The following is a 13,085-nucleotide window of genomic DNA, read 5'->3' on the forward strand; positions in this document are numbered from 1 at the left end:
CCAACATGCATTCATCTCACCACTTGCAGAAGTGGGAGACTTCTGCTGAATGAAGTTAAATCCATGTATTAAAACTATGTTTTTTTCTCAAATATGTAACAAGTATGCATCCACTTAAATTCTTCGGTCAGCTCACAGTAAAGAACGATATTTCTCAAATTCTTATCTTCTTCCACTTTTTAGCTTTACTTAATATTTCATCAAACTTAGGTTCATACTACTATTTGTCATCAAGGAACAGTCCTCTTCAATTTTTCAATCCAGCATCTCCAACTAAAATTAAGCAGTTATTTTTTGCGGGAAAATTTTACTCATTTTACTTAACAAAATAAATAAAACCACAATGATTAATATAATCGGGGCTAACTCTTTCGGGAAAAATAGCATTAGAGCTAGTCCTACTAGTAAAGGTGTCTTTAAAATAGCGATCGAAGCACTACTACCTATAACAGCTACGATAAAGAGCATATCTAGTTGTGGAAATAAAGTAGCGATAGCGTAGCCTTGTAAAATGGAAGCAAATATAACTGGTAAAACATTTCCACCAATCCAACCTGACTTTAAACAAAACTCCATAAAAATCAGTTTTAAAACAGAACCCAAAATTAAAATAGTAATCGAAAGTGTCGGTATTAAACTAGGTAAATCTCGCATAGAAAGTTGGCCGGAAAAGAGTAGATTAGGAGCGATTAAAGACATTAAACCAATACCAATACCACCGATAACAGCACTTAAAATTATTTTATTGTTCATTTTAGAAAAGAATTTATTCATTGCTATTTCCATAAGCTCATAAAGTTTACTAAACAAAGTGCCAAACAAAACAAAAGGAATAAAAAGAAACAATTCATCCAACCCCCAACTACTTTCCCCTAACTTTGTCACAAAAGGGGGCTGATCTGATATTTTAATTAAAATCATAAACGTCACCATACCGTTAACGATAAATAACATATATAATAATTTCTTAAATAAAAGCAGCTTTTTCTCCTTAGGAGCCCGATCAGGATTATAGGGAATAAGGTAGTTATGCGGTAAGGCTAATTTTTTCAGTCTAACTAACCAAGATTCCTTTTTCCATTCGTTGTAGGAAAAATAATAGTAACGCATTTTATCTCCCTGCCATACCGATAACGCAATAACAGAACTTAATATGGCTGCTGCAGGACCTACACTTGCACCAAAGATTAAAATTAAAAAAGCAACTAAGAAATTGATATATATATATGAATAGTCAATTCTTTGAGTTGTTTTTAATTCAACAATAGCATCATTAGCTGTTTTAGGTAGATTCCCCCACTTATACCTGCTAACACCTACTAAAACACCACCAAAAATACATAGTAATAATGTATAAATGGAGGGTACTTCGAATTTATTGGATATGTCAGTCCATAAAAAATCTGTCAAGCCATTAACTAAAATTAAAAAAACAGAAGATATAAAACCGATTATCCCACTTAGAATTAAGCCATAAACAATTAATCCGATTATTTTAAAGTACTTCTCGGTCAAAATAAAATTCACCACTTTTTAAATGTATATTAAACTCTCTCTAGTTGCATTAAGCAACTATATTCATTTGAAATACAAATAATTTTAATAATGTCGATATAACTATACTAGACTTTACCATGAAAGGGCTAGTCATTTCCTATCTAAATTGCAGGTTTGGAATTTGTTTAAAAGCGCGCTTTAATAGAAGAAACCCACCCGTTTTAAAAAAAGATTGATCAAAATGCGGGGAGAGTTGATTTCAGTTAAAAAAGAATAGTTTTGTTCAAAATCTGATAAGAATTCATGCTGTCTTTTTTTATTCCTTTTAATCGTGTGGAGCGACCTTTTGAGGATATATCTTGAATCTTTAGCCACGTTTATGCTCTGCACCAATACCTAAACCTCGTCCTTCTTTAATCCACTTTTCCGTTATAGATATTATTGTTCTTTTTGACATAAAAACACCCTTTGGATAATCATATCCAAAGGGGTAAGACGGGAATTTCAAATCCTTCCTCCACAGCCTTAATAATTAAGCTATTTTTATTATAACTTCCTGTTCCACTTCCTTCATCCATTACCTTTGATCAAAATGGTTCTTTGCTTACCTCATTGATATAGTCATTTTATAAAAAAGTTTGATGATTTAATATGAAAATCCTAACAGCTTAATGGCATTCGAAGTTCATATCATGAAGTTTTTTGTGGACACTCAAGAGAACGTAAAATCGTGATTTCATTTAATTAATTTGGTGAAATACCTAAGACGACAATTGATTAAAGCCTCTTGCGTATGCTCTTTTATGATTATTTCATACAAGTATAACTTTCCTGACTATATCAATCGACTTTTCGATAAGGAACCTCAACTCCTTCATCGATAAATAAATGATTAGCAACATCCATATAACTCATCGTATTACGTACCCAATAATATGACTCATCTATTTTAAAAAGTGGCATAGACAACTGATGCTCAAATGAAATCATAAATTGTACATCTTTTTCAATTGTAAATCTTGTGCCAAGTCCATCTGCTAATTCATATCGACCTGTAATATCCTCTTTATTAGTGAGTGGTAAAGTTTCTACATTTTTTGGTGCTTCTACAGCATATTGTTTTCCCATTAAGTAATCCATAATTTCTTGTTCATATTTCGGAAACACTTCTTGATTCGTTGCTAACACAACCACTTCCTCTGTGTATATATTTATAAAGGCTTGTGCTGAGCAACCAACCCATCCACCTGTATGACCAACCCACTCATTTTGAATGATAAAACCAAAACTATAATTCTCAGAGAGTTCTGTTGGTGTTAACATAAATTGTACAATCTCTTTGCTAATGTACCGACCTTTTAAAAATGCTTTTAAAAACTTCGCCACCTCTGCCACTGTTGCATAAATACCACCGTCACCAAATCCATCATTATATTTTTCAATTTCGTGTAAATATGGGTCATCAAGAACCTTTCTATATTGTTGCTCCTCATAATCAAACGTTTGACCATGAGCTTCCCATTGTTTTGTAGGTTGAGTTGTTGTATGGGTAAGATTTAATGGTTCTGCAATATATTGTTGTAAATACGTTTCATACGATAAACCGCTCACTTCCTCAATTATTTTTGCAAGCAACACATAATTCGTATTACTATAAGACCAATGCTCATTTGGAGCATATTGTGGTAGCATTACTTCGATAAATGTTTCAATACTTATTGTTGAATCTTCTGCGATATACTCTGGAATACCAGATGTGTGTGTAAGTAATTGTGCTACTGTTACTTCTGTAAAATGCGGTACCTTAAACCAACTTGTAATTTTATCTTCTAACCGTAACTGTCCTTTTTCGATTAGCTGGAACGTCATTACTGCTGTATACATTTTACTTAATGACGCCAAATTAAATTGTGTATTTTTGTTAATGAGCTGCTTCTTTTCGAGTTCTTGATAACCATGATAATACTGCTTAATTTGTCCGTTTTTTTCATAATACACTGCACCGTTAAACGCGATATTTTTAAGTAAACCCTCCACTTATTAACCCCCTAAATAAATTAGCTATCTAACATATTAGACATGAAGAAATTTTTATAATTCCTTCATCGCAATCTCCCTTAACTTTCCTACAATGCGTTCTAATTCATCTAACTCATTTGATGAAAGTTTGCTGTAAATTTTATCTGCGATTTGCTGTTCTACATAATCTTGCTTCGAAAAATACTCCAATCCATTTTCATCTAACGTTATAAATACTTCACGTCGATTTTGTAGATTAATTTCTCGCCTGATATATTTATTCTTTTCCAATTTTGCTATTAATTGGCTAACTGCACTAGAGCTAACATTCATTTCAATCGCAATTTCACCGACCGTAATACGTTTTGCTAAATACACAATATCTAATACGACCGCTTGTTGTGTTGTAATACCGCTATTTAAATAATGCTTATAATGTTTATATATCAAACGGTTTATTGTATATTCAGCTTCATTAATGGACTTGACCTGTTCATATAAAGACAAAAAACCACCCGCTAATATGTTAGATATCTAATATATTATCAAGTGATCTGTCAAACGTCAATCTTCTATTTTGCGTACTTGTTTTGAAATGTTGATTTTTCCGTCAAAATTCCGGTTCATCTTTATGTTAATCCAACACCTATTTGAACTACTCCCACTTAACATCCTTATGGTATGGTCTGTTTGAAGTGGGAGATTCCTAAGAACACCTTCGTAACCGAAAGTTTTGATTAGGCTATCCCCGTAGTTCCTACGGTTAGAAGTCTTATAGCTTCGTTTCTAAGGTTTTGTCCTGCGTTAATATCTCTATCGTGATGTGTGCCACAAGATGGACAGTCCCATTCACGAAGATTTAGATCCTTAACGTCTTTATTTTGGTAACCACAACATGAACATAGTTGAGAACTTGCGAATGTCTTTGACACAGCCACTACTTGCTTGCCATACCATTTTGTTTCCAATTCTTTAATACGCAAAAGGCATTCTCATTAGGGAATGTTCTTTTTTTGGTCACTCTCTTGAAGCTGGAATGGGTTCTTTCCACAGCGTTGGTTGTATACATGATTTTACGAATGGCGCTGCCATAGTCAAAGAGCTGCTCGACATGATGAAAATTGCTCATCCATACGTCAATGGCTCCTAGATAGACCGTTCATTGTTGTTTGAAGGATTCAAAGGCACTTTGGCAAGCCTTCAGACTGGGGCCTATATACCCCTCTTAATTCTGCGTGAATGCTTTATAACTCCTACTTTTTTTATTAGCCGATTGATTTTTTTAGCAACATGACATATCATATTGATATGTCAAATTGATATATCAATATGATATGAGGAAGGAGATTGTAACATTGTCAATTGAACAATCTATTCTTGCTATTTTAAGTTTTTGGCCTAGTACTGGCTACGATATTAACTCGGAGGTTGAACATAAAGCTGCCGGGTTATATTGGGGAATGAGTTATGGAAGTATTTATCCGAAATTAAAGAAACTTGAAGAAGAAGGGTTTATTTATCCCATCGAGCAAGAGGAAAAGGGCCGTAAAAAGAAACTTTATGAACTTACCCCAAAAGGGTGGGAGGAATTTGAAAACTGGCTTCGATTACCTCCGGCCTACCCAAAAGTTAAAGACGAATTATTAATGAAGATGTCCACTTGGCACGAAGATATAGAAAGCTCAATATTAATTGGTCATCTACTAAAAAGAAAAGAGACAACTGAGGATTTACTTGAATTTGTGAAAGGCTGGCCAACAAACGGAATTTCTTACATCAGTAATTTTGGTATGCTATCGATTCGCTATGCCGAAATACGGCTAGAAGCTGAGTTGAAGTGGATTGAAGAATCGATAAATGCATTGGAAAAAAATCAACTCCCAAAAGGACAGGATCCCAATAAGAATACAGAAAAACTACTAGCAAGGCGTAGAGAAGCAATCCAAGACGAAAAGGGGAAATAACAAATGAATGCTGGCATATTTAAGCCTTTAAAATTCCGTTCATTTCGTTCATTATTTGGTGCCCAGATATTTTCGGATCTTGGTAATTGGCTTGATCTGATTACTTTACAGGTTATTGTTGCTTACCATTGGGGACTAGATGAGATGGCCCTTGCCGCAGTGATTATTGCATTAGGCCTACCTTGGGTGATTATAGGTCCCTTTGCAAGTGTATTCGTAGATCGACTTCCAAAAAAGCAAATGATGGTTATTTGTTTATTTTTAAGAATCCTGTTTGTAGGAGGATTATTCTTTGCCCCTAACCTTTACGTCCTTTTAATATTTGTGTTTTTGAAGGGAACAGTCGCAGGAATTTACGATCCGGCAAGACAAAGTATGATTAGGTTTACGATTCCCGATGACCACCTTCCAGAGGCGGTAACACTTAGCCAGCTTTCCAGTAATACGATGAAAATCATGGGCCCTGCACTTGGTGGAGGCATCATAGCTTTGTTTGGAGCAAAAAGTCCATTCTTATTTGAAGCTGTTGGTTTTTTCATCGCTATATTATTATTATTAACTCTTCCCAACATGGATGAACAAGAAACGAATGCTAAGAATAAATCTAAAAATATAAATAGGGATAATGGTCATTTTTGGAAAGAACTATTAGATGGCATTAAGCACATTTCCTATACCCCACTATTAAAAAGTTCAGTTATCCTATCCTCCATAGCGTTTTTCATCATTTTCCTGTACGATGGACTATTTGTATTTATTGCCCAAAATCTCGGCTTCACTGAAGGGAATTTTGGATTACTGATTAGTGCTCTAGGTTTAGGAAGCGTGTCAGGTTCCCTTTTAATGGGTAACTGGACACATTGGAAAAGAAAGCCTTTACATTTAATGTCAAGTGCATTTCTTTTTAGCGGTTCTTTAATCATTACAATAGGGCTTGGTAGTATAGGGATTGTTAATCTTCCTCAAGTTGGTTGGGTGATTGGCGCATTTTTCCTTGGTTTTATGAGCTCTGGTGAGTCGGCACCTTATGGATTTGTTTTACAGTCTGAGACGCCTAAGCACATGATGGGAAGAGTATCTGCTGTGGCCACATCATTACAAACATTCTCTATGCTTATTGCACCTGCTGCGGGATCTCTTCTTGCCAAGTGGATTGGAGTTTCAATTGTCTTGATAGGAGCAGGAGGAGCAACCTGCTTATTGGGTACAATTGTCCTCATTTTTATCGCTCGAAATGATGTTCAAGAAAAACACTTCCAAGCATAAAAGTTAATTTTGATACAGCTTTACTTTTTACCAATTTTTATTCTCGACAATAGATCGAAGTAACTAGCGCCTAATTTCTCACTTACAGAACCGAAATATAGGTTTTTCCTGACGGTACCCCATTATTAGGAATTTGATAAGAAAATCAACTCCATTTTTCAACTCATCTATGTATAATTAGTTTTTTGATGAAATCACACAAATACAATAAAACGCATTTTAATTTGATCAAAAGTTGCTGTGATTGTGAAACGACCTCATTTAAAAGCTTTGGCTACGCCATGTACCCCTTTTTGCTTAGACATACTTCAACTTGATAAGAGGTTCTAGATAAATAAAATCCTTATCCTCACCAATAATGATATTTTGTGAAAGGCTTTCTTATCATTAGCAGGAATAAATTTAAGAACACCTTAATGTTGATCATCTGAACCAAGCATAAGCCAGGCCAACTTTTTTCGAATGGCAGCGATGTTAACAATCTCATATTCAAAGTGAAAAGATTGTACTTTTTTCAGCATCTTATCTAATTCAGGTTTTATTTCCTAGGATGATCCCACTTCGTATTCCCATTTGTTTTGTATACAAAAATCAATAAGTGATGCTACTTATCTTCTTAGCACTTAGTTTCCTCGGGTCTTGATTTTCGACTATAAATAGCCGCCTGTTCAATGATATTTTTTTCTTAACTCCATTCACCTCACCAATGTTGGTCCGGACCTGAATGACGGATTGCGCTTTTTTAAGAGAACAGGAAATCATTCATTCCCAACGCTTCCGCGAAGCAGTATAAATTTTGTAAGAGGAACGGGATAGGAAAATGTTATTTTAATCTTTATATTTAAGGTGACTGTCACCGAATGACAGTCACCTTCATTTCGTCAAGCTTTCCTATTTACAACCATCTGGCTGCTTACCATATTCCCTAATTGATGTCCGACGGAATGGCCCAGCTGCCCTCCCACAATGGCTCCTGCCACGGAACCCACTGCTGTTCCGACACCTGGAAAAATAGCTGTCCCCAGCATGGCGCCATACTCGACTCCTGCCATGATCCCTAGGGTACCTGTCATGTTTTTCGTAGTACCGGTAGTGTATTGATTTTTATCCAAATGACCATTTCTTAGTTTTTTATGATCTTGAATCTGGTTGACTGCCCCCGCAATTAAACCAGTCCATAATGAACCTCCTTGAAGCATTTACTTTCCCTCCTTTTTCCCCTATAGAGTTCCCGCAGAAGGTTGAAATACCAATGGCAAAAATTATGCTATTTATAAACTCCCTCTGTTCTTTGAAGACTTGTCTTTATGTATTCATTGCTCAATACATTCCTGACACTTTTATCTATCGTTCTATTTTGTTCCTCCGCCGCTTCCATTAAATATTTAAAGGAATCCGTGATCTTTCGCTGTCCATTTTTGCTTTTGTTTGCAGATTGCTTTTCCGGCATTTCTGCTTTCGCCGATTCAATGAGCCCGATGATGGATGCCATGCCTTTTACAAGCCACTGCCTTAAAGTTTTTCTTGCATTTGGTGATTGAAAGATTAGGGTTAAAGCATAAACAAGAAACACCCCAATCAAAGTGCGCCTATTCATATAAATTTTCTCCTTTTTAGGAAATAATGTCCCCTACCTATCCAAAGTTATTCCCACCCCTTCACTGGAATAAAAAAAGGGCACTGCCCCATAATATTTTTAACATGGCTTTTTGAGCAGCCATATAAATACAGACAGTACAAGGGGCGTTCATATATGTATCAAAATCACCTCAAAGAGAGGTTTATAAGAATTTTGCCAGGCCGAATTCGCCTCGATGTGGCCGGCCTTAAAGGTAATGAAAGCCTGGCTCTATTTATACAAGAAAAGATAAAAATGGCCAAGGGTCTGATCAATGTCATTCCAAATATCAATTCGGGACGTGCCCTGATCCTCTTTAAACCTGATATGCCTGCCCATCAAGTTATCGAGATTGTTGAAAAATATGAAATGGAATATTTAAAGCAAACGGACAGGAGCGAACCTGCAACTATAAATAAATCTTATCCGGAAACATCTGGGATTATTTTTAACAAGGCCTCTGGCGAAAGACACCGCGTTCCCCTTCCTTTGCTTGTTTCCGCAGGATCTTTTTGTGTGTTGGGAATCAAACAGATCATTGCCGGAAAATCAGCTTTGGCCGTATCACCAATATCCTTTTATGCTGCAGCCGGATTTTCTGTCTTAATTGGATATTCTTTTTTACGAAACGGGTTTAAAAAGGCGGTAAAGGACAAGAGGAAAAGTGACTTTATACTAGGATCCAGTATTTTTGCCATTTCCATTTTGCGGGAAAACTTAGTCATGCTGGCAGGATTAGGCCTATTGCAATACCTTAATTGGAAACTGGGCCGGCCTGTATTTTCTTTCGGAAACCCAAATGAACATGCGAACTACTCCCGCAAAGTAAGAAATTATAGTGAAAAAACAAGTAAAATCGGTATGCTACTTGCAGGGACTACATTATTACTGACAAGAGACCCACTTCGATTCCTGGCTGTATTATTTGCGGTAAATCCAAGGCCGGTAACTTTCTCAAATGAATATACATGGAGCAGCGCCGAATATATTGCAGAGCAGAACGGATTTGCGATTCCGGAAAATGGGTCATTGTCCCAATTGGTACAAACTGAAACAATATTATTTGAGGACACTGCACAAATTTTTAAGGAGCAGAATCAAGATAAAGTTCAGTGCGTTACAAAAACCTATGATGAAAGCAAATTGTGGTGTTTGGCTTCATCACTTTTGAAAAAAAGTCACCACCCGTGGAAGAACGCAATCATCGATTCTGCCGGCAAAAGGAAAGGAACCACTCGGACAGCATTTAACGTAAAAGAAGGAAACAATGGAATTCAGGGAATAATAAGCAATAACCATGTTTGCATGGGAAATATGGAATATTTGAAAGAAAACGGATTGGCAAAACATGAATATATGTTTGAAACTAGAAAATGGGAAAGAGACAGTCACGATTTACAATACATCTTTCAAGATGGTGAATGTTTAGGATACTTTATAAGAAAGGGCCTCTCTTATACAGATGCGTTTACTCGCCTGAAAAAAAGCATGGACAGCCGCTGGAAAGTCGGTGTAATTCAGAACAGCTTGAACATATGCCCGAAAGAACTGGAGAAAAACGGGATTGATTTAAAATGGCTGTATATGGACAAAGAAGAGATTGCGAAGCGAATAAATGATTTAAGAGCTGCTGGAAAAGATGTCTTAGCAGTGAAAAAAGAAAGCTTTCATAACTATTCAAGTAACAATTGCCCGATTCCGACTACAACATTTGAAGATTCTAAAAATCTTCCTTCTTTGATGAAGTTTGCAAAAAAAATGAATAAAATATTGGATCAGCAGCTGTCAATCGCAAAAATGTGGAATGCAGCCGGTTGCCTGCTGGCTCTTCCCTTATCCTATTCAGCGCCCTTGATTCATGCCGTGGCGGATACATTCAATCTTACCTTTATGATACAGGGAATGTATTTCAGTAAAAAATATGCCCCTGATAAAAATCCGGAACTGATTGCCCAACAGGAAGTTGCCGCAGCTACCAGTTATACAAAGGAAAGCCGCGCCCTGTCTTGGCACTTCCAGCCTGTCAATGAGGTTCTGTCAGCTTTTTCGGTGAATAAGGATGACGGATTATTCAATGAGCAGGTTGAAACATTAAAAAAACAGTTTGGAAACAATCAACTGCATACGAATAGCAGGACTCCATTTTCGAAAGCTTTGCTGGAACAATTTAAGGAGTTTACAACAATTGTTTTGCTTGGGGCATCACTTTTGTCCATTTTTACCGGCGGAATTGTTGACGGGATTGCCATGGCATGTGTTCTCGTTGTGAATGCCCTCATTGGTGCAGTTCAGGAACAAAAAGCCGAGCGGGTTGTCGAGTCATTAAATCAATTCCAGCCTCCGGTGTGCCGTGTTGTTCGGAACGGTCAACAAATGGAGTTATCCGGAACCGAATTAGTTCCCGGGGATATCGTTTCTTTTGAAGCGGGTGATCGGATTCCGGCAGATATCCGTATAATCGAGGCTTGGAATTTGGAAGTGAATGAAGCGCCATTGACCGGAGAATCACTTCCGGTGGAAAAAAGCCCTAATGAGCTGGAAGATGACTGCCCTCTTGCTGAGCAAAAAAATATGTTGTTCTTGGGTACAAACGTGACGCGGGGAAAAGCAGTCGGAGTAGTAGTCAGAACTGGGATGCAAACTGAAATCGGCCATTTAATGTCTCTCTTTAACAATGATGATAAGGAATTGACTCCTTTGCAGCAAAAGGTGACATCCATTTCTAAAGTTTTCTGCAAAGGGGCCGTAGTAGCAGGCGTCTTTGTTTTTATTGCCGGACTTTTGCGTGGAATACCTATACTAGACATTATTGCGACTTCTGTCACACTCGCTGCATCAGCCATTCCTCAGGGCCTGCCAATTGTGATCACAATTGCATTAAGTGCTGGTGTTTATAGAATGCTGGAGAAAAATGTCCTGATCCGCAAACTTTCTTCCTTGGAGACTTTGGGAAGAACAACAATCATTTGCTCCGATAAAACGGGGACTTTGACAAAAAATGAAATGACCGTAAAAGCTGTCAGCACCATCGGCGAAGATTGGAAAGTGTCTGGCAGCGGCTATGAGCCAATTGGTGCTATCCAAAACAGTGATGAACAAAAAATAAACGCATCTGATCACCCTGACCTTGAGCAGCTCCTAAAAATCGGGTTGCTTTGTAATGACAGTCTATTGGAAAAGACGCCAAAAGGCTGGGTAATACAGGGCGATCCAACAGAAGGTGCACTTTTAAGCCTGGGGGCCAAAGCGGGGAAAACAAAGGCAAATATGGTTCATTGGATCCGTTACAATGAAATTCCGTTTGATTCAGGAAGGGGAACGATGAGCGTAGCTTGCCATGAAGAGAAACAGGACAAAGACTGCTATATATTTACAAAAGGGTCTGTCGAGGCAATTATTGATCGATGCAATCAGTACCAAAAGGACGGAAAAGTTTTCCCTCTAACAAAAGAAATAAAGGAGTGGATCACAAGCCAAAATAAAAAATATGCAGAGCAATCATTAAGGGTTCTTGCTTTTGCATACCGCCCAATCCAATCTGGACATGAAAGTGAGCAAGTTGAAGAAGAGGAGTTAATTTTTGTGGGCCTTGCGGGAATGATAGACCCGCCTAAACAGGAGGTCAAGAAAAGTGTACAAGATGTGATCAGGCTTGGAGTAAAGCCGGTCATGATAACAGGTGACCATCCTATAACGGCCTTTGCCATCGGCAAGGAATTAAATATCGTAACTGATTCGGCTGAAGTTCTTTCCGGAATGGAACTGGACCAACTGAGTGAAGAACAGCTCGTAGAAAAAATAAAAGATGTCTCTGTTTTTGCAAGAGTATCCCCTGAGCAAAAATTACGGATTGTCAACGCCTACCAAAAGCTCGGCCATATTGTCGTGATGACGGGTGATGGTGTGAATGACAGCCCTGCTATTAAAAAAGCGGATGTCGGCGTTTCCATGGGGATTGCAGGAACGGATGTAACAAAAGAAACTTCGGATATGGTGCTGAAGGAGGATGACTTCACCTCTATTGTTGATGGCATTAAGCGGGGAAGAACTATCATCGGCAATATCCGAAAAGCATTAGGTTGTCTTTTAACCGGGAATCTATCCGAAATTTTAGTCACGACCACAGCAGTATTGATTGGGCTCCCGATACCGTTGGTTCCCATCCAGATATTATTAATGAACCTGTTGACGGATGCCATTCCGGCAACGATTCTGGCTGCAAATCCGGGCAACAAAAATTTGCTGACAAAACAGCAGGATATTGCCGACAGGTCACTTTTTCAAAAAATTGCAGTACGCGGATTGCTTCTTTCCGCAGGTGTTGTTGGGATCTTTGCATATAGCCTGTCAGCCGGTATGCCTTTAGCTATCGCACAAACGATGGCTTTTGCCACATTGGTTGCGGGACAGCTTGTACAAACATTTTCATGGAGACAAGAAGGCACCATTGGACCGTTGGCTGATTGGAAAAAAGACCAGTACTTTATAGCCGGACTAGGCATCTCCTGGCTTACTTTGGGCTTAGTGATGTATATCCCTCCCCTTGCGTCCGTATTTCAGACAGCACCTCTGACGCTTGGGCAATGGCTGCCTCCTCTGTTGGTTGCCGGTTCAGTACCGGCTGTTTCAAAAATGATTCAGCCGGCCATCGAGCGTCACTTAAATCATGTTAATGACAGAAAACCGCAACCTGCGCTCCAGCCAGTCATTTAGACTTTATG

8 protein-coding genes and 3 pseudogenes are annotated in these 13,085 nt (G+C 37.9%); 4 read left to right on the forward strand and 7 right to left on the reverse strand.

The window, feature by feature from the left end; translation table 11 throughout:
• Nucleotides 1–279: 279 nt before the first annotated feature.
• The 5 genes and pseudogenes from D5F11_RS04910 to D5F11_RS27265 all read right to left on the reverse strand — a co-directional run.
• Complete coding sequence (locus D5F11_RS04910; protein ID WP_120116098.1) at nt 280–1,515, reverse strand: chloride channel protein; 1,236 nt, start codon at nt 1,513–1,515, stop codon at nt 280–282.
• A gap of 240 nt (nt 1,516–1,755) precedes the next feature.
• Nucleotides 1,756–1,954, reverse strand: a pseudogene (locus D5F11_RS27900) (PDDEXK family nuclease); the annotation flags it as partial.
• Between the two features lie 383 nt (nt 1,955–2,337).
• Entirely contained in the window at nt 2,338–3,534 is a 1,197-nt protein-coding gene (locus tag D5F11_RS04920; RefSeq protein ID WP_120116097.1) for a serine hydrolase domain-containing protein, read from the reverse strand.
• A 54-nt stretch (nt 3,535–3,588) separates the two neighbouring features.
• The gene (locus tag D5F11_RS04925) at nt 3,589–4,023 is read right to left on the reverse strand and encodes a MarR family winged helix-turn-helix transcriptional regulator (protein WP_185830512.1); all 435 of its coding nucleotides are present in this window, start codon (nt 4,021–4,023) and stop codon (nt 3,589–3,591) included.
• 230 nt (nt 4,024–4,253) lie between these two features.
• Nucleotides 4,254–4,735, reverse strand: a pseudogene (locus tag D5F11_RS27265) (zinc ribbon domain-containing protein); the annotation flags it as partial.
• A gap of 136 nt (nt 4,736–4,871) precedes the next feature.
• Here D5F11_RS27265 and D5F11_RS04935 point away from each other — a divergent pair.
• From D5F11_RS04935 to D5F11_RS28015, 3 genes and pseudogenes are all read left to right on the forward strand, one after another.
• Nucleotides 4,872–5,480: a PadR family transcriptional regulator gene (locus D5F11_RS04935; RefSeq protein WP_120116095.1), complete on the forward strand. Its 609-nt coding sequence runs from the start codon at nt 4,872–4,874 to the stop codon at nt 5,478–5,480.
• A gap of 3 nt (nt 5,481–5,483) precedes the next feature.
• Complete coding sequence (locus D5F11_RS04940; protein WP_120116094.1) at nt 5,484–6,746, forward strand: MFS transporter; 1,263 nt, start codon at nt 5,484–5,486, stop codon at nt 6,744–6,746.
• A 714-nt stretch (nt 6,747–7,460) separates the two neighbouring features.
• Nucleotides 7,461–7,539 (forward strand): annotated as a pseudogene (locus D5F11_RS28015) (spore coat protein CotJC); the annotation flags it as partial.
• Between the two features lie 88 nt (nt 7,540–7,627).
• Here D5F11_RS28015 and D5F11_RS04950 read toward each other — a convergent pair.
• Both D5F11_RS04950 and D5F11_RS04955 read right to left on the reverse strand, forming a co-directional pair.
• On the reverse strand, nt 7,628–7,945 hold the full coding sequence (locus tag D5F11_RS04950; RefSeq protein WP_120116093.1) for a hypothetical protein: 318 nt from the start codon (nt 7,943–7,945) through the stop codon (nt 7,628–7,630).
• A 68-nt stretch (nt 7,946–8,013) separates the two neighbouring features.
• Complete coding sequence (locus tag D5F11_RS04955) at nt 8,014–8,343, reverse strand: hypothetical protein (protein ID WP_120116092.1); 330 nt, start codon at nt 8,341–8,343, stop codon at nt 8,014–8,016.
• A gap of 156 nt (nt 8,344–8,499) precedes the next feature.
• Between D5F11_RS04955 and D5F11_RS04960 the strand changes: the two genes are divergently transcribed.
• Nucleotides 8,500–13,077 carry a cation-translocating P-type ATPase gene (locus D5F11_RS04960; protein ID WP_120116091.1) on the forward strand — a complete coding sequence of 1,526 codons (4,578 nt, stop codon included), beginning with the start codon at nt 8,500–8,502 and terminating at the stop codon, nt 13,075–13,077.
• Nucleotides 13,078–13,085 lie beyond the last annotated feature (8 nt).

The organism is Siminovitchia terrae, from assembly GCF_003605405.2.
In the GTDB taxonomy this organism is placed as follows: domain Bacteria; phylum Bacillota; class Bacilli; order Bacillales; family Bacillaceae_C; genus Siminovitchia; species Siminovitchia terrae.

What these genes read in the sequence shown, in the direction of transcription:
- D5F11_RS04960 (WP_120116091.1), top strand. Translation starts at nt 8,500, where the DNA reads ATGTATCAAAATCACCTCAAAGAGAGGTTTATAAGAATTTTGCCAGGC.
- D5F11_RS04950 (WP_120116093.1), bottom strand. Translation starts at nt 7,945, where the DNA reads ATGCTTCAAGGAGGTTCATTATGGACTGGTTTAATTGCGGGGGCAGTC.
- D5F11_RS04940 (WP_120116094.1), top strand. Translation starts at nt 5,484, where the DNA reads ATGAATGCTGGCATATTTAAGCCTTTAAAATTCCGTTCATTTCGTTCA.
- D5F11_RS04955 (WP_120116092.1), bottom strand. Translation starts at nt 8,343, where the DNA reads ATGAATAGGCGCACTTTGATTGGGGTGTTTCTTGTTTATGCTTTAACC.